The 25,209-nt window shown below is 72.1% G+C and carries 23 protein-coding genes; 19 read left to right on the top strand and 4 right to left on the bottom strand.

Features of this window, described 5'->3' with window-relative positions:
• Positions 1-26 precede the first annotated feature (26 nt).
• The 7 genes from AABA78_RS29810 to AABA78_RS29840 are packed head-to-tail and all read left to right on the top strand — an operon-like array spanning position 27 to position 7,542.
• Entirely contained in the window at positions 27-1,622 is a 1,596-nt protein-coding gene (locus AABA78_RS29810; RefSeq protein WP_370469492.1) for an FHA domain-containing protein, read from the top strand.
• The gene (gene xseA / locus AABA78_RS29815; protein ID WP_338268267.1) at positions 1,619-3,334 is read left to right on the top strand and encodes an exodeoxyribonuclease VII large subunit; all 1,716 of its coding nucleotides are present in this window, start codon (positions 1,619-1,621) and stop codon (positions 3,332-3,334) included. Before AABA78_RS29810 ends, xseA begins: the two co-directional genes overlap by 4 nt.
• A gap of 41 nt (positions 3,335-3,375) precedes the next feature.
• Positions 3,376-3,714, top strand: coding sequence for an exodeoxyribonuclease VII small subunit (xseB, locus tag AABA78_RS29820; protein WP_171420528.1), 339 nt, complete (start codon positions 3,376-3,378; stop codon positions 3,712-3,714).
• A gap of 27 nt (positions 3,715-3,741) precedes the next feature.
• Positions 3,742-4,131, top strand: a complete 390-nt coding sequence (locus AABA78_RS29825) for a response regulator (RefSeq protein ID WP_014397650.1) — start codon at positions 3,742-3,744, stop codon at positions 4,129-4,131.
• Positions 4,132-4,136: 5 nt separating this feature from the next.
• Entirely contained in the window at positions 4,137-5,030 is an 894-nt protein-coding gene (locus tag AABA78_RS29830) for a polyprenyl synthetase family protein (protein WP_338268273.1), read from the top strand.
• Complete coding sequence (locus AABA78_RS29835) at positions 5,030-6,805, top strand: 1-deoxy-D-xylulose-5-phosphate synthase (RefSeq protein WP_338268274.1); 1,776 nt, start codon at positions 5,030-5,032, stop codon at positions 6,803-6,805. The genes AABA78_RS29830 and AABA78_RS29835 overlap by 1 nt, the downstream gene beginning before the upstream one ends.
• Entirely contained in the window at positions 6,802-7,542 is a 741-nt protein-coding gene (locus AABA78_RS29840) for a TlyA family RNA methyltransferase (protein ID WP_338268276.1), read from the top strand. Before AABA78_RS29835 ends, AABA78_RS29840 begins: the two co-directional genes overlap by 4 nt.
• Before the next feature lie 9 nt (positions 7,543-7,551).
• On the opposite strand, the gene AABA78_RS29845 is transcribed toward AABA78_RS29840, so the two are convergent.
• Positions 7,552-9,114, bottom strand: coding sequence for a hypothetical protein (locus AABA78_RS29845; protein WP_338268278.1), 1,563 nt, complete (start codon positions 9,112-9,114; stop codon positions 7,552-7,554).
• Between the two features lie 454 nt (positions 9,115-9,568).
• Between AABA78_RS29845 and AABA78_RS29850 the strand changes: the two genes are divergently transcribed.
• From AABA78_RS29850 to AABA78_RS29890, 9 genes are all read left to right on the top strand, one after another.
• A complete protein-coding gene (locus AABA78_RS29850; RefSeq protein ID WP_171420533.1) occupies positions 9,569-12,067 on the top strand; it encodes an ATP-binding protein in 2,499 nt (832 codons plus the stop codon).
• Between the two features lie 5 nt (positions 12,068-12,072).
• Positions 12,073-13,959 (top strand): tetratricopeptide repeat protein, encoded by a 1,887-nt coding sequence (locus tag AABA78_RS29855; RefSeq protein WP_338268280.1) that lies wholly within the window; start codon positions 12,073-12,075, stop codon positions 13,957-13,959.
• A gap of 12 nt (positions 13,960-13,971) precedes the next feature.
• Positions 13,972-14,808: an alpha/beta hydrolase gene (locus AABA78_RS29860; protein ID WP_338268282.1), complete on the top strand. Its 837-nt coding sequence runs from the start codon at positions 13,972-13,974 to the stop codon at positions 14,806-14,808.
• 53 nt (positions 14,809-14,861) lie between these two features.
• Entirely contained in the window at positions 14,862-15,203 is a 342-nt protein-coding gene (gene bacN / locus AABA78_RS29865; protein ID WP_120537550.1) for a bactofilin BacN, read from the top strand.
• A gap of 65 nt (positions 15,204-15,268) precedes the next feature.
• On the top strand, positions 15,269-15,592 hold the full coding sequence (locus AABA78_RS29870) for a bactofilin family protein (RefSeq protein WP_002636698.1): 324 nt from the start codon (positions 15,269-15,271) through the stop codon (positions 15,590-15,592).
• 3 nt (positions 15,593-15,595) lie between these two features.
• Positions 15,596-16,312, top strand: coding sequence for a bactofilin family protein (locus AABA78_RS29875; RefSeq protein WP_338268299.1), 717 nt, complete (start codon positions 15,596-15,598; stop codon positions 16,310-16,312).
• A 97-nt stretch (positions 16,313-16,409) separates the two neighbouring features.
• Positions 16,410-17,810: a ParB/RepB/Spo0J family partition protein gene (locus AABA78_RS29880; RefSeq protein ID WP_338268300.1), complete on the top strand. Its 1,401-nt coding sequence runs from the start codon at positions 16,410-16,412 to the stop codon at positions 17,808-17,810.
• A gap of 3 nt (positions 17,811-17,813) precedes the next feature.
• Entirely contained in the window at positions 17,814-18,389 is a 576-nt protein-coding gene (pyrE, locus tag AABA78_RS29885; protein WP_338268302.1) for an orotate phosphoribosyltransferase, read from the top strand.
• Positions 18,386-19,015 carry a hypothetical protein gene (locus AABA78_RS29890; RefSeq protein ID WP_338268304.1) on the top strand — a complete coding sequence of 210 codons (630 nt, stop codon included), beginning with the start codon at positions 18,386-18,388 and terminating at the stop codon, positions 19,013-19,015. The genes pyrE and AABA78_RS29890 overlap by 4 nt, the downstream gene beginning before the upstream one ends.
• Before the next feature lie 30 nt (positions 19,016-19,045).
• On the opposite strand, the gene AABA78_RS29895 is transcribed toward AABA78_RS29890, so the two are convergent.
• The 3 genes from AABA78_RS29895 to nadB are packed head-to-tail and all read right to left on the bottom strand — an operon-like array spanning position 19,046 to position 22,005.
• Complete coding sequence (locus AABA78_RS29895) at positions 19,046-19,648, bottom strand: LOG family protein (RefSeq protein WP_338268307.1); 603 nt, start codon at positions 19,646-19,648, stop codon at positions 19,046-19,048.
• A 2-nt stretch (positions 19,649-19,650) separates the two neighbouring features.
• Complete coding sequence (locus AABA78_RS29900; RefSeq protein ID WP_338268309.1) at positions 19,651-20,415, bottom strand: rhomboid family intramembrane serine protease; 765 nt, start codon at positions 20,413-20,415, stop codon at positions 19,651-19,653.
• 6 nt (positions 20,416-20,421) lie between these two features.
• Entirely contained in the window at positions 20,422-22,005 is a 1,584-nt protein-coding gene (nadB, locus tag AABA78_RS29905; protein WP_338268311.1) for an L-aspartate oxidase, read from the bottom strand.
• A gap of 88 nt (positions 22,006-22,093) precedes the next feature.
• Between nadB and AABA78_RS29910 the strand changes: the two genes are divergently transcribed.
• From AABA78_RS29910 to pgsA, 3 genes are read left to right on the top strand one after another with little or no spacing between them, the layout of a single operon-like run.
• Positions 22,094-22,783 carry a lytic transglycosylase domain-containing protein gene (locus AABA78_RS29910; RefSeq protein WP_171411989.1) on the top strand — a complete coding sequence of 230 codons (690 nt, stop codon included), beginning with the start codon at positions 22,094-22,096 and terminating at the stop codon, positions 22,781-22,783.
• Positions 22,740-24,434, top strand: coding sequence for a tetratricopeptide repeat protein (locus tag AABA78_RS29915; RefSeq protein WP_338268315.1), 1,695 nt, complete (start codon positions 22,740-22,742; stop codon positions 24,432-24,434). Before AABA78_RS29910 ends, AABA78_RS29915 begins: the two co-directional genes overlap by 44 nt.
• 11 nt (positions 24,435-24,445) lie before the next feature.
• Complete coding sequence (pgsA, locus tag AABA78_RS29920; protein WP_171411987.1) at positions 24,446-25,135, top strand: CDP-diacylglycerol--glycerol-3-phosphate 3-phosphatidyltransferase; 690 nt, start codon at positions 24,446-24,448, stop codon at positions 25,133-25,135.
• Positions 25,136-25,209 lie beyond the last annotated feature (74 nt).

A 25,209-nucleotide genomic window follows, 5' to 3' on the forward strand; every position in this document is an offset into this window, starting at 1 on the left:
CGAAGCTCGTCGTCATCGCCGGTCCCATGGAGGGTGAGGAGTTCGCGCTCGCCGACCTCGAGTACACGGTCGGCCGCGCCACGGACAACCCCATCTGCATCCAGGACACGTCGGTCTCCCGCAAGCACGTGACGCTGCGCAAGGAGTCCGCCGGCTGGATGGTCAGCGACATGGGCTCCGGCAACGGCACCATCGTCAACGGCGAGCCCATCACCGAGGAGACGCTCCTCGCCAACGGGGACGTCATCACGCTGGGCGACTCGGAGCTGCGTTACGAGGACACCGCCAACAGCACCGCCAAGGTGCAGGCCCCCTCCGGCTCCCGGCCCCGTCCGTCCACGGCGGCGGGGCGCGGTCCCACGGCCGTGCCCTCGCGTCCTTCCCGCGAGGGACGTGCGCGCCCGCAGACGGCGCGGGCCGCGGCCGCCGCGGAGCTCACGCCGGAGATGCAGCGCAAGCGCATGCGGATGAAGCTCGCGGGCGCCGCCGTGCTGGTGCTGCTCTTCGCGGGCCTGGGCGTCGCGCGCTCGCGCATGCGGCACCAGCAGGAGGAGCAGGGCCGCATCGAGGCGGAGCAGCGCCAGTACCGCGAGCAGCTGGGCGGCCTCTTCCAGGAGGCCAAGAACCTGGTGCGCGAGGGCCAGTGGCAGCAGGCCAAGGCGAAGCTGGAGGAGCTCCACGCGCAGGCGCCGGACTACCCCGGCGTGGAGGACTACCTCAAGGCCGCGGAGCGGGAGATCCCCAACCAGAACCACCTGAGCACGGCCCAGGCGGCGCTGGACAAGGGGGAGCTCGCCAGCGCGAAGGCGTCCATCGCGAAGGTGAGCGCCGACACGCAGCTCTACGAGCAGCTGAAGACGGCGCGCAAGAACCTGACGGACGCCGCCGACAAGCGCACGAAGGAAGCCAAGCAGCTGCTGGACACCCGCCAGCTGGAGAACGTGCAGAAGGCCAAGGCCATCACCGACGACGTGCTCGCGACCTTCCCGGAGCACCGCGACGGCAAGCTCGTGAACGACGATGCCGTGCGCGTCATCGCGGACCTGACCCGTCCGGATCCGGTGCGCGTGGCCGCGGCGCCCAAGCCGTGGGAGCCCGCCGTGGACCGCTTCCGCGACGGTGACACGTCCGGCGCGGTGGCCATCCTCAACGCGTGCGCGGCCAAGACGCCGCAGTGCAAGCAGCTGATGGGGCAGGTGACGGAGTTCGGCAACCTCTACAAGAAGCTGGAGGAGCTGGACGCCAAGGGCCTCACCCGGTTGCTCGCGCTGGACAAGGACATCACCGACGGGCGCGGCAGCAAGATGGGCCGCAACGCGGGCACCCGCGCGTCGACCATCTATTACAAGAGCGCCGCGGGCGCGAAGGCCGCCGGCCAGTGGTCGCGCGCCATGGAGTTCGCCCGCCGCGCGCTCCAGGCGGACCCCAACCACACGGGCGCCGCCAACATCGTCAACGACCTCAAGGGCAAGGCGAAGGACCTGTACATGCAGGCCTACTCCATCAAGGACTCCAGCCCGGAGGACGCGCTGCCCAAGTTCCGCGACGTCGTCACGATGACGCCGCCCGACGACGAGCTGCACGGCAAGGCCCAGGGCTGGGTCGAGAAGCTGTCGCGATGAAGAAGCGCAAGGGGCTGGAGCCGCCCCCGGCCGAGGAGCCGGGGCAGGGCGACCTGTTCGGCACGTCGCTGCTGCCACCCCTGCGCCCCCCTCCCGCGAAGGCCGCGAGCCCGAGCAAGCCACCCGTGGCCCCGCCGCCCGCGCCGGTGGCCGAAGCCGCGCCGCCGCCGCTGCCCGTCACCGTCACGCCGCCGCCGCGCCCGGAGCGCACGGTGCTGTCGGTGGGGGAGCTCACCCGGCAGATCAAGCAGACAGTGGAGTCGCGCTTCCCGCGCGTACTGGTGCGCGGCGAGGTGTCCAGCTTCCGGGGCGCCAACGCTCGCGGCCACTGGTACTTCACGCTCAAGGACGCGGACGCCTCCATCGACGCGAAGGTGTGGGCGTCCATGGCGGGGCGGATGCGCTTCGCGCTGCGCGACGGCATGGAGGTGCTGGCCGAAGGCAGCGTGGACCTGTACGAGCCCCAGGGGCGCTACAGCCTCATCGTGTCCCGGCTGGAGCCGGTGGGCGAGGGCGCGCTGGCGCTCGCGTTCGAGCAGCTCAAGCAGCGGCTGGCGGCGGAGGGGCTCATCGGCGACCGGCGCGTGCGGCCGCCCCGGCCCGTGCCGTTCCTGCCCCGGCGCATCGGCGTCGTGACGAGCCGCACCGGCGCGGCGCTCCAGGACTTCCTGCGCGTGCTGCACTCGCGCAACCCCCGGCTGGGCGTGCTCCTGGCGGACGCGCGCGTGCAGGGCGAGGGCTCCGCGGAGGACGTGGCGCGGGCCATCGAGCGGCTGGGGCGCACCGACGTGGACGTCATCGTCGTGACGCGCGGCGGAGGGTCCGTGGAGGACCTCTGGACGTTCAACGAGGAGCGGGTGGCGCGGGCCATCTTCGCCTCGCCGGTGCCGGTGGTGTCCGCCATCGGGCACGAGATCGACTTCACCATCTCCGACTTCGTCGCGGACCTGCGCGCGCCCACGCCCAGCGCGGCGGCGGAGCGGCTGGCGCCGGTGCTGGCGGACCTGGAGCTGACGCTGGCCACGCAGTCCGGCCGCCTGCGCCGGGCCATGGAGCGGCGGGTGCTGGAGCTGCGCGAGCGCCAGGGTCAGCTTCGCGCGCGGCTGCCGGATCCGCGCCGCGAGGTGAACCATCAGCGGCTGCACCTGTCCGAACAGGTGGAGGCGATGATGCGCGTGCTGCGCCCCCGCGTGCGTCAGGACCGGGAGACGCTGCGCGGCCTCCAGGAGCGGCTGCAGCGCTCGCGGCCCCAGACGCGGCTGTCGGAGCAGCGGGCCCATCTGCTCAAGCTGGCCATGCGCCTGTCGGAGGCGGCCCGCGCGGGCGTGTCCCGGCGGCGGGGCGCGCTGGCGGACGCGCGGCTGAGCCTGGAGCGGGCCTCGCCCACGGCGCGGGTGGCCACCGAGCGGGCGAGGGTGGCGCAGGCCCGGTCGCGGCTCCTGGAGCTGCAGCGGGGCATGCTGTCGTCCGCGCAGACGCACTTCGGGCGGCTGGGGGGCCGGCTGGACGCCCTGAGCCCCCTGAAGGTGATGTCGCGCGGCTACGCGGTGGCGTTCCGCCAGCGGGACGGCGGGGTGGTGCGTTCCATGGCGGACGTGGCGGTGGGGGACGTGCTGGGCATCAAGCTGGCGGCCCACGGGGCGAAAACCCTGGGAGGGTGTGAAGAAATCGAAGCGACCGTTACCAGCCTGAAAGGCCCGGTGGACTGCTAGCGGGCCACCCTCTACATTCCGCGCCCCGCTCGGGGAGGTGGATGGCCGTGGCGAAGTCGGACAAGAACCCCAAGGTGGAGCCCGCTCCGGAGCAGTACGGGGACGTGGTGTCGCGCCTGGAAGAGACGGTGGCGCGGCTGGAAAGCGGCGACCTGTCGCTGGAAGAGTCGCTCAAGGCGTTCGAGGAGGGCATCCGCCTGGTCCGCCGGGGCGAGAAGCTGCTCACGGAGGCCGAGCAGCGCATCGAGCAGCTGCTGGTGGACGAGGATGGCCAGGAGGTCGTCGCGCCGCTGGCGGTGGGGGCCCGGCCCGCTCCCCAGGCCGCACCCCGGTCGGCCGCGCAGGCGCGTCCGCCACCGGAGGACGATGTCCCGTTCTAGGCATCAGGGGAAGGGCGGAGGCCGGGCATGTCGAAGCCGAAGATTACGATTGTCGATGACGACCGGGACACGCGCGAGCTGCTCGCCGAGGCCCTGGGGGCCGAGGGGTTCGAGGTGATGTCCGCGGCCAACGGCCTGCGGCTCGTCGCGTCGCTGGAGCTGCACCGGCCGCACGCCATCCTCCTGGACGTGAACATGTCCTGGATCAACGGCTTCGAGCTGTGTCAGGCCGTGAAGCAGAACAAGCAGTTCCGGGACATCCCCATCATCTTCATCAGCGGGCGGGGAGACCCGGAGGACAAGCGGCGCGGCATGGAGGTCGGCGCGGCCGACTACTTCGTGAAGCCGCTGGAACTGGACGCGCTCGTCAAGCGCATCCGCGAACTCATCCCCGCCGACGTGGCGAAGGAGCCCTGACGCCGATGGCCGCTTTCAACCTGGACCCCTTCATGCGCACGCAGCAGGAGCGGGTGGAGACGCTCCTGCGCGAGAGCGCGGAACGCTGGGGCCCCGCGGGCACGCCGCCGAAGCTGGCGGAGTCCATGCGCTACTCGCTGCTCGCGGGCGGCAAGCGCCTGCGCCCGGTGCTGTGCCTGGCCTTCGCGGACGCGGTGACCCAGTCGAGCACCGACACCGCCGCCGTGCGGGACGCCGCGTGCGCGCTGGAGTACGTGCACACGTACTCGCTGGTGCATGACGACCTCCCCTCCATGGACAACGACGACCTGCGCCGGGGCGTGCCCACGAACCACAAGGTCTACGGCGAGCCGCTGGCGCTGCTGGCCGGGGACGGGCTGCTCACGGAGGCCTTCTCGCTGCTCGCCTCCGGGCCGGAGCCGGTGCGCGGCACGCTGTGCGCGGAGCTGGCGCGCGCTTCGGGCGCGGCGGGGATGGTGGGCGGGCAGGCGCTGGACATCGCGGCGGACCGGGCCGCGACGCTGGACTACCTGCTGCGGCTGCACCGGCTGAAGACGGGCGCGCTCATCCTGGCGGCGTGCCGGATGGGCGTCCTGGCGGCCGGAGGCGACGCGGCGGCGCTCGCGAGCGCGGTGGCGTACGGAGAAGCCGTGGGCCTGGCCTTCCAGATCGCCGACGACGTGCTGGACGTGACGTCGAGCGCGGAGGCCATGGGCAAGCCGGTGGGCGCGGACGCGGAGGCCGGGCGCTTCACGTTCCCGGCGGTGGTGGGGCTGGACGAGTCGCGCCGCATGGCCGCGGAGCTGGTGGCCCGGGCGGAAGCCGCGGTGCGCCCGCTCGAGGGCGCGGACGGACCGCTGGCGGCGCTGGCGCGCTACTCGGTGGAGCGGAAGTCCTGATGGCGGACGTGCTGTCCGGCGTGGCGTCTCCCGCGGATGTGCGCGCGCTCCCCGAGGCCGCGCTGCCCGGCCTGTGCGAGGCGCTGCGCGAGGCCATCATCACCACGTGCGGCCGCGTGGGCGGGCACCTGGGCGCGTCGCTGGGCGCGGTGGAGCTGGTGGTGGCCCTCCACCGCGTCTTCCACACGCCGCAGGACGCGCTCCTCTTCGACGTGGGGCACCAGGCGTACGCGCACAAGCTGCTCACCGGCCGGCGCGACCGCATGCACACGCTGCGGCAGGCGGGAGGCATCGCGCCGTTCCTGGATCCGCGCGAGAGCCACCACGACGCGCTGGCGGCGGGGCATGCGTGCACGGCCATCTCCGCGGCGCTGGGCCTGCTCGCCGGTCGGCGGCAGCTGGGCCATCCGGGCCACGTGGTGGCGGTGGTGGGCGACGGCGCGCTCACCGGAGGCCTGAGCTTCGAGGGGCTCAACAACGCGGGGGGCAGCCCGCTGCCGCTCGTGGTGGTGCTCAACGACAACCAGATGTCCATCAGCGCGAACGTGGGCGCCATCCCCGCGCTCCTGCGCACGCGCAACGCCCGCGCCTTCTTCGAATCGCTGGGCTTCACCTACCTGGGCCCGGTGGACGGGCATGACCTGGGGGCGCTCACCCGGGCGCTGCGCGAGGCGAAGGCGTCCTCGCGCCCCGTGGTGGTGCACGCGCTGACGAAGAAGGGGCGGGGCTTTCCTCCCGCGGAGGCCGACGAGCAGACGCGCGGCCACGCGATGGGGCCGTACGAGTGGCGCGACGGCAAGCTGGTGCGCTCGCGCGGCGGGCGGCCCACGTTCAGCGAGGCCTTCGCCCAGGTGCTGGGGGAGGCGCTGGAGCGCGACCCGCGCGTGGTGGCCGTGACGCCCGCGATGCTGGAGGGCAGCGCGCTCACCGGCTTGAAGGCGCGCTTCCCGGACCGCGTGCACGACGTGGGCATCGCGGAGCAGCACGCCGTGACCTTCTGCGCGGGGCTGGCCGCGGCGGGGGCGAAGCCGGTCTGCGTCATCTACTCCACCTTCCTCCAGCGCGCGTACGACCAGGTGGTCCACGACGTGTGCCTGCCGGGCCTGCCCGTAATCTTCGCGGTGGACCGGGCGGGGCTCGTGGGCGCGGACGGCGCCACGCACCAGGGCGCCTACGACGTGTCCTTCCTCCGGCCGCTGCCGGGCCTCACGCAGTGGGCCCCGGTGGTGGGAGAGGACCTGGCGCCCATGCTCGCCGCCGCGCTCCAGGCCTCCGGGCCCTCCGTGCTGCGCTTCCCGCGAGGCACGCTGCCGGACCTTCCGCCAGAGCTGGCGAACGCGGAGTCCGAAGCCTCCAGGCCGGACGCGCTGACGGTTTCAGGTGCCCGCTGGCTCAGGCGTGTCCCCGGCTCACGGCTGACGCTGGTGACGCTCGGGCCGCTGGGCCTGTCCGCGCTGGAGGCGGCCCGGAATGAGCCCGGCTGGAGCGTCCTGGACGCGCGCCGGGCGTGGCCCCTGGACGAGGCCGCGCTCCTGGAGGCCGCGGCGGGCGGGCACGTGGTGGTGGCGGAGGAGGGCACCGTCCGGGGCGGCCTGGGCAGCGCGGTGCTGGAGCTGTACGCGGCGGCCGGCATCTCGCCCCGGGTGAAGCTCCTGGGCATGCCGGACGTGTTCCTGCCGCACGGGGACGCGCGGGTGCAGCGCACGGAGTTGGGACTGGACGCGGCGGGCCTGCGGCGCGCGGGCCATGCGCTGCTTGAAGAGGAGCGCCGGTGAAGCCGAAGAAGGAACGGCTGGACGTGCTGGTCGTGGAGCGCGGGCTCGCCGAGTCGCGCACCAAGGCGCAGGCGCTCATCCTCGCGGGCCAGGTCGTGGTCGCGGATCAGCGCGTGGACAAGCCCGGCTCCCTGGTCCCCGTGGAGGCGGAGCTGCGCCTCAAGGGCGAGGTGCTCCCGTACGTGTCGCGCGGCGGCCTCAAGCTGAAGGCGGCCATGGACCGCTTCGGCCTGGACGTGACGGGCCGCGTGGGCGCGGACATCGGCGCCAGCACGGGCGGCTTCACCGACTGCATGCTCCAGCACGGCGCGGTGCGGGTGCACGCCATCGACGTGGGCTACGGCCAGCTCCACGAGAAGCTGCGCGTGGACCCCCGCGTCCGCTCGCGCGAGCGCGTCAACGCGCGCTACCTCACGGACGAGGACCTGCCGGAGAAGGTGGGCGTGGTCGTCATCGACGTGAGCTTCATCTCGCTCACCCAGGTGCTGCCGTCGGTGCTGCCGTTCCTGGTCCCGGGCGGCCTGCTGGTGGCGCTGGTGAAGCCCCAGTTCGAGGTGGGGCCGGACCGGGTGGGCAAGGGCGGCGTGGTGCGCGACCCCGCGGCGCGGCAGGACGCCATCGACACCGTGACGGCGTTCGTGCGCGAGCACGGGCTCACCGTGCGCGGGGTGATGGACTCGCCCGTGCCCGGGCCCGCCGGCAACGTGGAGGCGCTCCTCGTCGCCGACAGGCTCTGACGGCCGCTGCTACGGCTTGACGGCGCGGTAGTCGCTCAGCGGCAGGGCCTGGACCAGGTTGTTGCCCACGCGCATCCACAGCCGTCCGCTGTCATCCACGGAGCAGGACAGGCTGCTGGAGACCTCGTAGCGGAACAGCTCGCCCTTCTCGGCGGAGTCCACCGCGACGATTTCAACGGGCAGCGTGCCGGCCGCGTCCGGGCCGTTGAGCAGGTAGAACTCCGGGCTCGTCGGCAGGCCCAGCTGCACCTGGCGGATGCGCAGCTGTCCGGACGCGTCGACGGAGACGCCGCCCTTGTTGGCGACGAGGCCGTTCCCCGTATTCAGGAACCACACGCGCTGCGTCCCGATGGCCGCCAGCTTCGAGCCCGCGGAGAAGGGGAGCAGGAAGTTCAGCGGCACCGGCAGCGTGACGCTCATCCACTTGAGCGCGGAGCCCTCGCAGCCCGGCACCTCCGTGGAGCAGGCCTGCACCCGCGACTGGTTGTTGGCGAAGGAGAGCGCCAGGAAGACGGTCCCGCCGTCCGGGCTGAGCGAGACGGGGGGCGGTGACGCGGAGTCGCCCTGGTACTGGGTGATGATCCGCTCGTGCACCAGGGGCACCTTGTCTCCGGAGGCCTCGACGGCCAGCGTAACCACCACGAGCTCGAGGAGGTTGGGCGACGCCTCGTTGGGCACGCGCGACATGGGGAAGATGACCTCCGCCCCCTTCTGCTGCGCCGGCCCGACGGGCCGCCACGACGACTGGTGCGTCCACTGGAACGCGCCGTTCGTCGACGTGTGCTTGAGCCGCGAGACGTTGATGCCATTGATGACGAGCGCGTCCCCGTTGTCCATGACGGAGAATCGCTCCGGCCTGTAGGTGGTCGCCGTCCGGCCGGAGATGACGAAGTTGTTGTCGATGGCCACCGCGCCGATGCCGGGCGTCCACACCCACCGCTTGCCGCTCTGCGCGTTGACGCTGGTGATGACCGTGTCCGTGCTGCACGGGATGCCCATCTCCACCGAGTTGCGCACCGCGCCCGCCGAGTCCACGCGGAAGAGCGTGCCGGAGCCGGTGGTGGGGTTGCCACACCCGAGGAAGGCGACGTTCGTGCCGCTGCCCTCGGCGATGAAGAAGTCCGTCACCACCTGGCCGTTGGGATCCGGATCCTTGATCACCTTCGTCACCGGCAGGAACGTGGCCGCCTGGGGCTGGGACACGTTGCTCCGGCCGTCCGAGCACGTCGCCCGCGCGTTGAGCGACAGGCCCACGGCCAGGCCGCGGGTGTACTTGATCTCGTTCTGCGCCAGCTCGAAGTCCATGGACCCGCTGGTGTAGGGGACCGTCTTCAGGAACGTGTCCCGGTCGTAGATGTCCACCTGCGCCACGGAGTCACACCCGGACACGATGACCCGCACCGTCAGCGACGGGGCCGCCGTGTTGGGCTGCGGCACGGTGAGGGTCACCACCGGCGGATCCGGAACAGGGGGCGGCTTGTCGCCACCACAAGCGGCGAACACGGAAGCGCAGAGGGTCAGCGTGGCCAGGAAGGCCCGCTGCGCGAACAGGCGCGAAGGGACGGAGTGCATGGTTTCACACTCTACCGCGCTCCCCTGGGAAGCGGGCGGGGCCACGACCCACCGGCTTTTCCCCCCGGATCCTGATCGCGCGGGCCACGAAAAACCCCGCCGGGTCATGCCTGTCCGGCCAGCCTCCAGCCGGGCATGAAAGGTAGTATGGGAAGAAAGGGACAGCCCCGCTGTTTTCGCGCAGTTCCACCCCTTCAAGGGGCTGGGCAGGCGATTCGGGTCACCGGACCGTCACGCGCATACGGGATTCCGGAGGAAGGACACCGGGCCGGGGTATACGTCGCGCGCCCTTTCTCACCCCTCTCACTCAGGAGAGCCCCGTCCATCCGCTGGCCCGCGGACGGGTTAGACGGCATGATCCGGAATCGACCATGACCCCTTCCGCACCCAACGGGTTTCCGCGACGTCGTTCCCTGGCCAGGCGGGGCGGAGGCGCGCTGTGAGGATCGAGATGCTGTCGTCGGAGCAGCGGGGGCGGGTGCTCGTCCTCGCGGCGAAGGCCGCGGGTGACGCGCTGGTGGAGCGGCTCACGGCGAGTGGGTACCAGTGCGCCTCCACCGAACGGGAGACCGGGCTGGCGGAGATGGTGGATCAGCTCCAGCCAGAGGTGGTGCTGCTGGCGGTGACGGCCAAGCGGGCGGCGGAGCTGCTGGAGACGGTGCGCAAGACGGACAAGCTCCAGCGCCTGCCGGTGCTGGTGGATCAGGGCCGCGCCCGCTCCGCGGAGGCCTTCAAGCGGCTGGCGGTAGACGACTTCGTGCGCGGCGCGGATGAGCTGGTGCCCCGGCTGGAGTCCGCCCTGCGCGCCTGGAGGCTGAAGGAGCGCGAGGAGCGCATCCGCATGCGCATGGGGATGCTGCTGGAAATCACCCAGGCGGCCACCAGCTCCCTGGAGCTGGAGGAGATCCTCCGCATCGCGGTGGAGAAGGTCGGCCAGGTCACGGGCACGGACCGCTGCTCCGTGGTGCTGGTGGAGGGCAGCCACGCGCGCACGGCCACGGTCGTCGCGACGCAGGAGGACCCCAGCCTCGTCCAGCTGGACATCGAGGTGGCGCGCTATCCGGAGCTGCGCCGCGCGCTGGAGACGCGGCAGCCCGTGCTGATTGAAGAGGCGCAGCGCGACCCGCTGATGGCGGAGGTGCGCACGTCGCTCCTGCCGCAGGGCGTGAAGTCCATCCTGGTGCAGCCGCTCATCTGCCAGGACGACCTCCTGGGCGCGCTCTTCCTGCGCGTGTCCAAGGGCGAGGCGTCCATCGGGCGCGACGAGCAGGAGTTCGCGGAGGCCGTGGCGGGCGTGCTCGCCAACTCCATCCGCAACGCGCGCCTGCACACGGCGGTGAAGAAGAAGCGCGAGGACATGGAGCTGGCGTACGTGGAGCGCTACCGCGAGCTCACCGACGCGAACCGCCGCCTGAAGGAGCTCAACCGCCTCAAGGATGAGATCATCGCGGTGTGCAGCCACGACCTGCGCGCCCCGCTCCAGGTGCTCCTGGGGCACGGCCGGCTGCTCCTGGAAGGGCCGCTGGAGGCGCAGCAGAAGCAGTCCGCGGAGGCGATGATCCGCCAGGGCCGGAAGATCCTCACCCTGGTCGAGTCGCTGCTGGAGAAGGGCAAGGGCGAGGCGGCGCGGCTGTCCATCGAGCCCCGCGTGCTGGACGTGGCGCAGCTGTGCCGCGACGCCGTGGCGGAGCTCGAAATCCTGGCGGCGGAGAAGGCCGTGGCGCTGCGCTCCGAGTGCCCCGACAGCCTGATGCTGATTGGCGACGAGGTGAAGCTGCACGAGGTGCTGCAGAACCTCATCAGCAACGCCATCCAGCACGCCAGCGAACCGGGCTCGGTGGTGGTGCGCACGCAGCGGCTGTCCCGCCCGGACGGCGACGCGGTGCGGGTGATGGTGAGCGACAACGGGGTGGGCATCCCCCCGGACGAGCTGCACCTCGTGTTCGACCGCTACCGCCACGGGCCCAAGGGCACCGGGCTGGGGCTGGCCATCTGCAAGGAGTTCGTGGAGCTGCACGGCGGTGAAATCTGGGCGGAGAGCCCGGCCGACGGCGGCTGCACCTTCGTCTTCACGCTGCCCCTGGCGCAGGAGGCCGCGCGCAACCCCCGGCCGCAGCCCGCGCCCGGCGCCGCGCCCGAGCAGCCGCGCGTGCTGGTGGTGGAGGACGAGCCGGAAATCGCCGCGGTGCTGTCGGAGGTGCTGCGCTCGAAGTACCGCGTGGAGGTGGCGCGCGACGGCGCGGAGGGCCTGGCGAAGGCGCGTGCGTCCCGGCCGGACCTGGTGGTCATGGACGTGTTCCTGCCCAAGCTGGACGGCCTGGACGCGGCCATGGCGCTCAAGTCCTCGTCGGACACGGCGCACATCCCCGTCATCCTCCTGTCCGCCCACCAGGGCGTGGCCGACAAGGTCCGCGCGCTCAACCTGGGCGCGGTGGACTACATGGCCAAGCCCTTCAACGCGGTGGAGCTGCTCAACCGCACCGAGCGCGCGCTCAAGCTGCGCCAGGGTGACAAGGAGCAGCAGGACAAGACGAACTCGCTCCAGCGCCGCACCGGCAGCGACCCGGCAACGGGCCTGCTCGACCGCCGCGGCCTGCTCTTGCGCCTGGAGCAGGAGGTGGCCCGCAGCCGGCGCTACCACCGTGCCCTCACGCTGGCGGTGCTCCGTCCGGACCGCGACCTGGACGCCATGCCGCCCAACATGGGGGACGTGATGCGCAAGCGCGTGCGCCACCCGGACTCCATCGCCCACCTGGGACTGGGCGTCTTCGCGGTGGTGCTGCCCGAGTGCAACGCGGACGCGGCGCGCACGGTCATCAACCGCCTGATGCCGGACGTGGAGAAGGTGACCTCCATCGAGTACCGGGCCGCCATGGCGGACGTCAGCCAGGACAGCGATCCGGTGGAGAAGCTGCTGGAGAAGCTGGGGGCGCCCCCTCCCGAGGTCCACTAGCCCGCGTGCGCCCGCTCCCGCTCCTCAGCCGTGCCGCCGTGTTGTGCCTCGCGCTGGCCGCCGGAGGTTCGGGGGCCGCGCCCGCGAGGAAGGCCCCGCCTCCGCACGTCGACCGCGAGGCGATGCGCGAGGCCATGGACTCGAGCGACCGCGACGACGAGCCGTCCGCGTCGTCCGCCAGCTACGCGCACTACCTCCAGTCGCGGCTGATGCACCTGGAGGGCAACCACCGGGCCGCCGTCGACGAGCTGCGGCTGGCGCTCGCCACCGACGACGGCAACCCGAACCTCCTCACCCAGCTGGGCGAGGAGTACGCGCGCCTGGGCGACCTGGAGCGCGCCGAGCGCGAGCTGCGCCGCGCAGTGGAGAAGGCCCCCACGCACTACGCCGCCCACGTGCTCCTGGGCCGGGTGCTGATGGAGTCCGGCCGTGCGCCGCGCGCCCGCCAGCACCTGCGCCGCGCCATGGCCCTGCGTCCCCGCGACCCGGAGGCGTACCTCGTCCTGTCGCAGCTGTACCTCGACGCGAAGGACCCCGACGAGGCGGTGAAGGTGGTGGAGGCGCTGGCCCACGCACTGCCGGGCGAGCCCTCCGGCTACCGGCGGCTGGGGCTGGTGCTCGCCGAGCGGGGCGATGCGGCCCGCGCCGAACGCCTGCTGGTGAAGGCCTCCGAGCGCGACCCGGGCGACGTGGAGGTGTGGTCCACGCTGGCCCGCCTCTACGAGGAGTCCGGCCGGGCGAGGGACGCGGAGGACGCGCTGGCCCACGCGCTGGAGGCTGATCCGGACAGCCGGGAGGTGCTGCTGTCGGCGGGCCGCGCCGCGCTGAAGGGCGGGTCGGTGACGCGGGCGCGGGCGTACTTCGACCGGCTCTTGTCGCTGTCCGCGTCGCCGGAGCTGGCCGTGCGGGTGGCCTTCAGCTACCTGGCCGCGGGAGAGCCCACCGCCGCGGAGGTCGTGCTGGCCGCCGCGCGCAGGGACGCGCCGGACGAGCCCCGGCTGGCGTACTACGCGGGCCTCGTCGCGGAGCGGACGCGCCGCTTCACCGTCGCCGCCGCGGACTTCGCGGGCGTGCCCCCGGACTCGGAGGTGTTCCCCGACGCCCGCGTGCGCCAGGCCCGCTGCCTGTCGCTGGCCGGCGACCATCCGCGCGCGCTGGCGCTCTACCGCGCCGCCATGGCGGAGGCGCCCGACGACGTGGAGGCGCGCGTCGGCTACGCCCGGGCGCTGGAGCGGAGCGGGGCGGCGGCGAAGGCGGAAGGGGTGCTGCGCGAGGCGCTGGCGGGGGAGGGTGGGGCGATGGCGTACGACGCGCTGGCCACCCTGCTGGAGCGCCAGGGCCGGGCCCCGGAGGCGCTCACGCTCCTGCGGGACGCCGTCGCGAAGGCTCCGAGGAACCTGGACCTGCAGTTCGCCCTGGGCACCCTGCTGGAGCGCCATGGCGACGTGGCGGGGGCGCTTTCACGCATGCGGGCGGTGCTCGCGCTGAAGCCGGCGCACTCCGCGGCGCTGAACTTCATGGGCTACACGCTGGCGCAGCGGGGCCGGGACCTGGAGGAGGCGGAGCGGCTGGTGCGCCGCGCGCTGGCGCTCCAGCCCGACAACGCGGCCTACGTGGACTCCCTGGGGTGGGTGCACTTCCAGCGCGGCGAGGCGAAGAAGGCCGTGGAGGTCCTGGAGCGCGCGGTGGACCTGTCTCCGGACGACCCCGCCATCCTGGAGCACCTGGGGGACGCCTACCTCAAGGCGGGCCGTGCCCCGGAGGCCGTCCGGGTCTGGAAGCGCGCGCTGGAGGTGCTGACCCTGGAGCCGGAGGCCGCCGAGCCCGCGGATCAGCGCACCACCCTGGAGCGCAAGTTGAAGGCGCTACCCTCGACGGCGCCGGGCCGCTAAGGTCCCGGGCTCATGGCCCGCCACGACGAAGGCTTCTTCACCGGGAAGGACAACACCCGGCTGTTCTGGACGCTGGACCTGCCGGACGCGGCCCCCCGCGCGCACGTCGCCATCGTCCACGGCTACGGCGACCACATCGGCCGCTACCGGCCCGTCATCGACGCGCTGGTGCAGGACGGCTTCGCCGTGCACGGCTTCGACTACCGGGGCCACGGCCGCGCGGACGGCCGGCGCGCCTACGCCGCGAAGTGGACGGAGTTCCTCGACGACCTGGACGGCTTCTGGCAGCGCGTGCGCAAGGCCGCGGGCGACCAGAAGATCTTCCTCCTGGCCCACAGCCACGGCGGCCTGATGGCCGCGCACGCCCTGGCCGGGAGGCTGGAGGGCCTCTCCGGCGCCATCCTCTCCGCGCCCTACCTCAAGCTGGCCATCACACCGCCGGCCGCGAAGGTGCTCGCCGCGCGCATGGTGGGCTCCGTGGTGCCGTGGATGAAGGTCCCCTCGGGCCTGGCCCCGGAGATGCTCAGCACCGACCCGGACATCCAGAAGGCAGTCACCGCGGACCCGCTGTACGTGCCCTTCGCCACGCCCCGCTGGTTCGTGGAGTCCACGGCCGCCCAGGGGCAGACGCTCGCGCTGGCGCCGAAGATTCAAGTGCCGCTGTTCGTGCTGTGCGGCCAGGAGGACGGGGTGGCGCTGCCGGCGGCGGCGCGGGCCTTCTTCGAGGCGGCGGGGACGGCGGACAAGAAGTTCAAGGAGTACCCCGGCATGCGGCACGAGCCGCTCAACGAGCGGGACCGCGCGACGGTGTTCCAGGACATCTCCGGCTGGATCTCCGCGCATCTCTGACATAATCAGGTCGCCCCGCTCCCGGTGGAGCAGGCGCTGGCGAGGATCACCTCATGGCACAGGGTGAAACGGGCATCATTGGCAAGGGCATCGTCATCAGGGGCAACCTCACGGGCGGAGGGGACCTGGTCATCGAAGGGCGTGTGGAGGGGCAGATCGCCCTGAAGAACCACCTCACCATCGAAGGCACCGGCAAGGTCCAGGCGGACATCCGCGCCGAGGAGCTGACCATCAACGGCGAGGCGAGCGGCAACATCGACGCTTCCACGCGCGTGGCCATCAACGCCTCGGCGAAGGTGGCGGGTGACATCAAGGCCCCGCGGGTCGTCATCGAGGACGGAGCGGTGTTCAACGGCTCCATCGAGATGGACGTGAAGTTGCCGGACGACATCTAGCATCCACCGGGGTCCGTCCCACGGGCCCCCCAGGCGCACAGCTTCGAGCAAGGCGGACAACACTCATGGCGAATACGGTCATTGGTTCGAGCATCGTCATCGACGGGGAGATTTCCGGTGACGAGGACCTGGTCATCCAGGGCACCGTGAAGGGGAAGATCTCCCTCAAGGAGAGCCTGTACGTGGAGGGCTCGGGCGTCGTCGAGGCGGACATCGAGACGCAGAACGTGGAGATCGCCGGCCGCGTGACGGGCAACATCGTCGCCAGCGACAAGGTGGAGCTGAAGACGGACTGCCGCGTGGTGGGCGACATCAAGGCCCCGCGCATCCTCATCGCCGACGGTGCCTCCTTCAAGGGCAACGTCGACATGGACATGAAGGAGCGCTGATCCGTGGCCACCGCCAAGGACCTTGCAGGCAACACCGTCGACAACACCGTGGTGGGGCCGTCCATCCTCATCAGCGGTCGGCTCACGGGTGACGAGGACCTCACGGTCCGCGGCCGCGTCGAGGGTGAGCTCACCCTCAGCCGCACCCTCATCGTGGAGCCGTCCGGCGTGGTGAAGGCCAACGTGGCGGTGAAGAACGCCATCGTCAGCGGCGTGGTGGTGGGCAACATCAACGCCACCGAGAGCGTGGAGCTCACCCGCGAGGGCCGCATGGTGGGCGACATCCGCGCCCCCCGCGTCATCATCGTGGACGGCGCCAGCTTCCGCGGCCGCGTGGACATGGGCGACGTGGAACCGGGCCGACTGCCGGCCGAGCGCCCCGCCGTCACGCGCCCCCAGGCGGTAACGCGTCCCACGGTGCGCCCTGGAGCCACCCCGCCGCGTCCTCCGACGCCGCCGGCCGCCCCGCCGCGCACCGCCCCGACGCCGCCTCCGCCGCCCGCGCGCACTCCGGCCGCGACGACGGCGCCGGCCACCGTCGTGGCCCGTCCGTCGGCCAAGCCGCTGCCGCCGCCCCCGCCGCCCGCCGCGACCACGGCCCGGGCTCCGGAGCCTCCGCGCCCGGCGTCCACTGAGCAGGCGAGCAGTGCCGGCGCGCCCGTACCCCGCGTGATGGGTGCTGGCGCGAAGAAGAAGGTCGTGGTGAAGAAGTCCCGTTAGAGCCCGCCCGCCGCGCCGTCGTTTCCGGCGGCGCGCGGGTGGAACAACCGGGGGTGCCACCATGGACGCCGAGCACAGGGCCGAGGGACAGGAAGGGATGCCGGGCACACCTGGGGAGAACGCGACGCCGTCCCAGCACGAGGGCGCGGCCGACGCGTCCCCGCCGAAGCACGGCGAGGGCGCGGGTGGAGACGTGACGCCGGAAGGCGCCGTGCAGACGAACCTGCCCGGAGAGGGTGGGCAGACGATGGGCACCACGAGCAGCACCGAGGTCAGCACCGCCGGTGGCGAGGGCCAGGGCCTGCCGCACGGCGCTGATGCGAGCACGGCCGGCGGCTCCGCGAATGCGTCCGAGGCCAGCACGGCCAGCGGCGAAGGCAGTGGCTCCGCGAACGCAGCCGATGCGAGCACGGCCGGTGACGAGGGCAGCGGCTCCGCGAACGCAGCCGATGCGAGCGCGGCCGGTGGCGAGGGCAGCGGCTCCTCGGGCGGAGCGGATTCCGGCGAGGCAAGCGGCGCGGGTGGTGGGACGGAGGCCGGCGTGGCGGGTGGTGTCGGAGCGGAAGCCCGGCGGGGCGAAGGCACGGGGAGCGGCGAGGAAGCCTCCACGGGCCCCGGCCGCTACGTGGAGCTGGCCTCGGGCGAGCGCGTGCAGGACGCCTCCGGCACGGGCAGCGACGGCGGCGGCGAGGCGAAGGACTTGCTGGAGGAGCCGCGCTCCGGTCCGGTGTCGGGCGCGGACGACGCGCTGCTGAGCGCCGGCATCTGGGACGTGGCGAGCCGCGCGAGCCAGGAGGAAGCGGGCTCTGGCGCGGGTTCGGAACAGGGCTCCAACGAAGACGCGGCGACCCCGGAAGGGGAGCCCCACGCGGAGGCCATCGAGCCGCGCGTGATGGGACAGGTGACGGCGATGGTGTTGCCGCTGGAGCGACTGGAGGAGGACACCACCTTCCGTCTGCGGGACGAGGGCGACGTGTCCGAATTGGCCACGGACCTGGCGCGACTGGGCCAGCTGTTCCCGGTGGACGTGCGCCCGCGCGGGGAGGACCGCTACCAGCTCATCTGCGGCTTCCGGCGCGTGGCGGCGCTGCGCTTCCTCAAGCGCGACCAGGTCCAGGTGCGTGTCCACGAGGAGCTGTCCGACGAGGACGCGCTCCTGCTGTCCCTGGCGGAGGCCATCCACGCCTCTCCGGTGGAGCACGACGTGCTGGAGGCCAAGCGCGAGTCGCTGGAGGCCGAAGGCCGGCTGACGGCGCCGGTGCGCGACATGCTGGAGAAGGCGCTCGCCACGGAGGAGACGCTGGCGCCGGAGGGCGTGGAGGAGGAGATCGACGCCGACGAGCTGGCGGTGGACGTCGCGCAGCGCATGGGCGCCCTCAACCAGGACCTCTCGCTGCTCGCGGACGTCTTCGCCGCGCTGGATGAATCGCGCAAGGCGGAGCTGTTGATGCAACTGCGCTACTCGGCGCAGCTGGTGGCGTACCTGGAGGGTCTGTAGCCCATGGCGGACACGCTCGAACGCGACCGCGCCCGGCTCCTGGAGGTGCTCACGCAGCGCTCCTTCGAGCGCCGGCGCGTGGTGCTCTCCTCCGGCAAGGAGTCGGACTTCTACATCGACTGCAAGCGCACGGCGCTGCTCGCCGAGGGGCACTACCTCATCGGCCGGCTGATGCTGGAGGCCATCCGGCGCGACGCTCCGTCGGCGGTGGCCGCGGGCGGGCTGACGCTGGGCGCGGATCCGCTCGCGTCGGCGGTGAGCCTCACCAGCTTCCTGGAGGGCGGCGGCCAGAAGTCCCTGCACGCCTTCATCGTGCGCAAGGAGCCCAAGGGCCACGGCACCGGTCAGTGGATTGAAGGCCTGTCCGCGCTGGGCCCTGGCGCCCCGGTGGCCATCGTGGAGGACGTGGTGACGACGGGCGCGTCCACGCTCAAGGCCATCGAGCGCGCGAAGCTGGAGGGCCTGACGGTGCTGGGCGCCTTCGCGCTGGTGGACCGCCTGGAGGGCGGACGCGAGGCCGTGGAGGCCGCTGGCCACCGCCTCACCACGTTGTTCACGCGCAAGGACTTCATCCCGTGAGAAGGCTGCTGGTGGTCGCGGTGGTGCTGGGCGTGCTGGGCGCTTGCGCCAACCACCCCCCCGTCGTCGGGGAGCCCGCGCCCACGCTGGATGATCCGAAGCAGGAGGCCGCGTACCTCGCCGTGCTGGACCGGTACTCGGACCGCAAGGAGATCTACGACGGCTTCGACACGCGCGTCTTCGCGGGGGCCACGCTCCAGACGCCCGCCTTCCGCGAAGCCCGCATCCACCGCCGCGCCCTGTTCCAGACGCTGCCCGCGGCGAAGGTGGAGCAGCTCCTCGCGGAGGAGCTGGCGGATGCGGAGAAGTTCTACGAGTTCTTCCTGGGCGTGCACGTCAACGACTACCGCTACGACGACTTCGCCCACCGCAACAGCATCTGGCGGATCGCGCTGGTGACGCCCGCGGGGGAGATCACCCCCATGGAGATCCGCCGCCTGGGCCGCGCGGACCTCAACGTGCGCGCGTACTACCCGTACACCAGCCTCTTCTGGGTGGGCTACCGCGTGCGCTTCCCCAAGACGTTCGCCAACGGCCAGCCCGTCATCCCCGAAGGCACGGAGCAGGTGATGCTCCGCGTCGCCTCGTCGCTGGGGAACGCGGCGATGAAGGTGAGCGCGCGCTGACGCGCGGGAGCAGGGGACGGCCGCGGGCCTTCAGGTCTGCTGGCCGTCCTTCAGCCACTTCGACGTGAGCGGCATCGTGGGCCCCGCGAGCAGGCGGTCCAGGAGCGCGTCCGGAGCAGCGTTCACCGCGAAGGGCATGCCCTGCGACTCCGGGACGAAGCCCGCCTCCACCATCCGGTTCACCAGCGCGAGCAGCGGCTGGAAGAAGCCGTCCACGTCCAGCAGGCCCATGGGCTTCCTGTGCAGGCCCAGCTGTGCCCAGGTGATGATCTCGAAGAGCTCGTCCAGGGTGCCGAAGCCGCCGGGCAGGGCGAGGAAGGCGTCCGCGCGCTCGGCCATCAGCGCCTTGCGCGAGTGCATGGAGTCCACCCGGTGCAGCTCCGTCAGGCGCGGGTGGGCCAGCTCCTTCGCGTCCATGAAGTGGGGCAGCACGCCCACGGCCTTGCCGCCGTTGGCGATGACCGCGTCCGCCACCGCGCCCATCAACCCCACGCTGGCGCCGCCGTAGACGAGCGTCAGCCCCCGCTTCGCCATCGCGACGCCCAGCCTGGAGGCCGCCTCGCGGTACTCGGCGCGCGTGCCGGAGCGCGAGCCACAGAAGACGCAGACGCTGCGCACGGTTGCTTCAGCCATCGTCAAAGGCCTCCAATGCGCCCGGGATGGGCGGCGACCACGGCCAGCGCCGCGGCGATGAACAGCAGGACGGGGATGGCGCGCGAGTAGAACTTCGGGCCCTGGCGCAAAGCCATGCCGCACGGCAGGCCGAAGAGGAAGCCGCCCAGGTGCCCCGCCCAGCTCACCCCGGGCAGCAGGCTGATGACCGCCACCTGCACCAGCCAGAACATGTGCTCCCGGCGGCCCTGCTGGGTGAGGATGGGCAGCATCGCGCCGCCCCAGCCCAGGATCATCCCGGACGCGCCCACCGTCACGGTGTTGAAGTTGAAGAAGAGCGCGAACGCGGAGCCGCCCAGCGCCGTGACGAGCGACAGCGCCAGGAACCGCCAGCTGCCGATGCCGCGCTCCAGCGACGCGCCCAGCGAGTAGACGGCGGACATGTTGAAGAGCAGGTGCAGCGGGCCGCCGTGCTCGAACACCATGCCCAGGAGGCGCCAGTACTCGCCCGCCTGGACCCAGGGCCCATAGAGCGCCAGCGGGCCCACGATGCCGAAGTTCCTCCCGTCGATGACGAGCGGCCGGCCCATCGAGCTGCTCAGGAAGAACATCACCACCGCGCCCGCGATGATGGCGTAGCAGACGTAGGGCGTGGGCAGCGCGCGCTGGGGCTGCGGCGGGCCCGGAGGCGGGCCGCCCCCGTCCTGCTCGCGCGGCGCGGGGCCCTGTTCGTCTCCCAGCCCGGAGGGGCCAGGGAGGTCATCCAGCATGCGTCGCGGACGGGACATGGCGGCTCACAGCTCCCGCGAGAGGACGGTGTCGCGCGTGCCCTGGTGCTCGTCCGTGTGGGGGTAGTCCAGGGTGTAGTGCAGGCCCCGGCTCTCCTTGCGGCGGCTCGCGCAGTCCACGATGAGGTGCGCCACCTCCGCGATGTTGCGCAGCTCGATGACGTCGCGGGTGACCTTGAAGCGCCAGTAGTAGTCGCGGATCTCCTCGCGCAAGAGCTCCAGCCGCCGCCTGGCGCGCATCAGCCGCTTGTCCGTGCGGACGATGCCCACGTAGTTCCACATCAGCCGGCGGATCTCATCCCAGTTGTGGGTGACGACCACGCTCTCGTCGGAGTCCACCGCGCTGCCGGAGTCCCAGGCCGGCGGATCCTCCTTCGGCAGCGACTGCGAGGACAGCTCCTCCGCCGCCACCTGCACCGCGCGGTGGCCGAACACCAGGCCCTCCAGCAGCGAGTTGGACGCGAGCCGGTTCGCGCCGTGCAGGCCCGTGCAGGACACCTCACCGATGGCGTACAGGCCTGGCACGTTGGTGCGCCCGTGCAGGTCCGTCACCACGCCGCCGCACTGGTAGTGGGCCGCGGGCACGACGGGGATGGGCTGCACCGCCATGTCGATGTTGAAGGCCTTGCAGGTGGCGTAGATGTTGGGGAAGCGCTCCGTGAGGTACGCGCGGCCCAGGTGCGTCATGTCCAGGTAGACGCAGTCGTTGCCCGTGCGCTTGAGCTCCGCGTCGATGGCGCGCGCCACCACGTCGCGCGGGGCCAGGTCCCGCATGGGGTGGTAGCGCTCCATGAACGTCTGGCCGCCCTTGAGCTTGAGCTTGCCGCCCTCGCCGCGCAGCGCCTCGCTGATGAGGAAGCTCTTGGCCTCCGGGTGGAAGAGGCACGTGGGGTGGAACTGGTAGAACTCCATGTTCGCCACGCGCGCGCCCGCGCGGTACGCCATGGCCACGCCGTCGCCCGTTGCGACGTCCGGGTTGGAGGTGTAGAGGTACACCTTGCCCGCGCCGCCCGTGGCCAGCACCGTCACCTTGGACAGGAAGCGCTCGATGGCGCCGCTCTCCAGGAGCGCGTACGCGCCCACGCACCGGCTGGAGGGGGCGTGCGGCCGGCGGTCCAGGATGAGGTCGATGGCGGCCGTGTTCTCGAAGAAGGTGATGTTGGGCTGCTGGTCACACGCCGCCAGCAGCGCGCGCTGCACCTCGCGGCCGGTGATGTCGCCCGAGTGGATGACCCGGCGGGCCGAGTGGCCGCCCTCGCGGGTGAGGTCGAACTCGCCGCCCAGCCGGTCGAACTCCGCGCCCAGCGCGATCAGCTCCTTGAGGCGCGTGGGGCCTTCCCGCACCGTCACCTCCACCGCGTCCCGGTGGCACAGGCCCGCGCCCGCGACGAGTGTGTCCTCGATGTGCGCGTCGAAGCTGTCCGTGGGGGCGAGCACGCTGGCGATGCCCCCCTGGGCATAGGCAGTGTTGCCTTCGCCGCGCTCGCGCTTGGTGAGCACGGCGACGGTGCCGTGCCGGGCCGCCTGCAGGGCGAACGACAGGCCTGCCACGCCGCCGCCCATGACCAGGAAATCAAACCGATGGGGCATGGCCGACAGCCTTAATGGCGGTAAGTGCTGGAAACAAGGCGATTTCTTGAGGACTTTCCGGGCGTTGTCTAAGGTTTCGGCCGCCGCCATGCGTGTCCTGACCGCCCTCGTCGTCCTGCTGACCGCCGCCCTCCCGGCGTACGCCTCCGACGGCATCTACAGCTACGTCGAGAAGGACGGCACCATCGTCTACACGAACGTGCCTCCAGGAGGCGCGCGCAAGGCGCGCAAGCTGTCCGGGACCTTCACGCCCGCGCCGGCCAAGTCCGCGCCCGTGCGGGGCCGCTCGCGGACGCCCACGGAGCTGGATCCGCACATCACCACCGCGGCGCTGCGCTACCGCATCCCGCCGGCGCTGGTGCGCGCCATCATGCACACGGAGAGCAACTTCAACCCGAACGCGCTCAGCCACAAGGGCGCCAGCGGGCTGATGCAGCTCATGCCGGGCACCGCGTCGGACATGTACGTGAAGGACATCTTCGACTCGAAGGACAACATCGAGGGCGGCGTGCGCTACCTGCGCGTGCTGGCGAACATGTTCGACGGCGACATGGTGAAGATGGTCGCCGCGTACAACGCCGGGCCGGACGCGGTGAAGAAGTACGGAGGCCAGGTGCCGCCCTACGCCGAGACGCAGGAGTACGTGCGCAAGGTCCTCCAGCTCTACTACCACTACAAGGAGCGCGAGCGGCTTGCCCAGGCCGAGGCCAGCAGCCGTGAGCCCACACCCGAGAATGACGACGCGCACGAAGGGGACGAAGGAGCCGGGCCCCGCTGAAGAGGAGTTCCTGCGGCAGCTCCACCGTGGAGCGGAGCTGCTGGGCGCCGGCAAGGTCACCGAAGCGAAGGACTTCCTGGAGCGTGCGCACCAGCTCCAGCCGCGCCACGAGAAGGCCCAGAACCTCCTGGGCCTGTCGTATTTCAAGCTGGGCCTCTTCGACCGCGCGGCGGACCTGTACGAGATGCTCGTGCGGGACAACCCGGTGGACCCCACGCTGCGCGTGAACCTGGGGCTCGTCTACCTGAAGACGAACGCGCTCCAGCGCGCGGCGCGCGAGTTCGAGACGGCCACCGACCTGGCCCCGGACCACAAGAAGGCCCACAACTACCTGGGCCTGACCTTCGCCCAGATGGGCGAGTACGGCCGCGCGCGAGAGCACTTCCTGCTGTCCGGCAGCGACGCCATGGCGGAGAAGATGTCGCGCGCCATCGCGGGGGAGGGCTACAGCCGCCCGCCCGCGCCGCCCGCTCCCGCGCCGGCCCGTCCGCGCGAGGAGGAGGAGAGCGCCGCGCCCCCGCCCTCGTCCGGTGAGAGCGACTGGGGCGCCCAGTTCGGCCTGGATGAAGCACCCCGGAGCCCGCGCGCCGCCGCCACGCCGCAGCCCCAGGCTCCCGCAAAGCCTTCGGACGACGACCTGCGCTTCGCCGAGGACGAGGGCCCGCCCGCCCCCACGGACGAGCACGCCTTCGCCAGCCGCACCCAGGAGGACGAGGACCCGAGCCTCGCCGCTGGAGAGAGCACCTACGGGGACGACGCGGAGCTGGCCGCCACCACGGACGCGGACACCTCCGGCGCCGACGTCGAGGTCGCCGACGAGCTGCCTCCCACGCCGGTGTCGGAGGAGATTGAGGTCTCCGAGGAGCCGCCCGTCCTTGCGTCCGACCTGGAGTCGGAGCCCGGCGCCGCCTTCGCGGACACCTTCGACGCGCTGGCGAAGAGCGAGTCGGCTCCCATCGCCCGGCCCTCCGAGCCGGCTCCCGTGCCCGGCGCTGTCCCCGGCATGAACCCGCCCGTGCTTACCGAGTGGGTGCCCACGGTGGCGCTGCCGGGCGCGGTGCCGGGACAGCCCTTCACGCAGGGCGCGGCGGGCGTGACGCTGGCGGTGAATGGCGAGCTGCTCACCCGGTTGGAGGGGCTGGTCGCCGTGCGCGGACAGGTGACCTTCCAGCCGGAGATGAAGCGCTTCCGGGGCCGGGCCACGGACAAGCCCTTCGGCGAGGGCGACCAGGCCATGGTGCGCGCCCGGGGGCAGGGCACGCTGCACCTGGAGCCCTCTTCGGGGCGGCAGCTGGTGCCGGTGGTCCTGGATGACGAGTCCGTCTACCTGCGCGACGCGTGCGTCTTCGCCTTCGAGGAGCCCGTCGTCTTCGAGAACGGCCGCGTGCCGTCGGAGCTGGCCCAGGACCTGGACCTCGTGCACCTGCGCGGGCAGGGGCGGGTGCTGCTCAGCCTGTCGGGCCCGCTGCGCTCGGTGCCGGTGGCCATGGACCAGCCGGTGACGGTGCCCCTCACGCACCTGGTGGGCTGGGTGGGCAACCTCACCCCGCGCGTGATGCCCCTGGTGGCGTCCGCCGCCGGGGAGACACTGCGGGGAGCGGTGGAGCTGGGCGGTGAAGGATTTGCCCTCATCGCACTCGGGGTCCGGTAGAACGCGCGCCCATGGCCACCGAGCGAGCCCTCAGGAAGCAGCGCAAGCGCGAGGAGCGGGCACGCCGCCGCGCCTCCCGCCGTCCCAGCATCCTGGTGCAGGAGTTCTGGAACCTGCCCAACATGCTCACGCTGGGGCGCATCCTCATCATCCCCGTGTTCGTCTGGCTCACCTACGACGCGGACCCCCTGCACTCGCTCCTGGCCGGCCTGGTGTTCGCGGTGGCCGCCATCACCGACGTGGTGGACGGCTACCTGGCCCGTCGCTGGAACCTCATCACCGTGGTGGGCAAGTTCATGGACCCGCTGGCGGACAAGCTCATCGCCATGGCCGCCCTGGTGATGATGGTCCGCCTGGGCCGCATCGCCGCCTGGGTCGTCATCGTGCTCCTGGCCCGCGAGTTCATCGTCAGCGGCCTGCGCACCATCGCCGCCAGCGAGGGCATGGTCATCGCCGCGGGGCAGGAGGGGAAGTGGAAGACGTCCCTCCAATTGGTGGGGATCATCTCCCTGTGCGTCCACTACGTGCACCCGCTGGACCTGGGCTTCCGCACCGTCCCCGTGGACTACAACCAGGTGGGCAAGGTGCTGGTGTACCTGTCGGGCGCGTTCAGCGTGTGGAGCGCCGTCGTCTACTTCCGTGCGTTCCTCGGGATGCTTGCCCGGCGGGGAGGGGCGGATCCGGACGCGAAAAGTGTTTGACGTGCCCGGGAGGCCTCTGTATATCCGCCCCACTTCCGGGGCGGCACTGACCGGGCGGTAGGCAGCACGCGGCA

The sequence above is a fragment of the Corallococcus caeni genome (assembly GCF_036245865.1).
Classification (GTDB): Bacteria; Myxococcota; Myxococcia; order Myxococcales; family Myxococcaceae; genus Corallococcus; species Corallococcus caeni.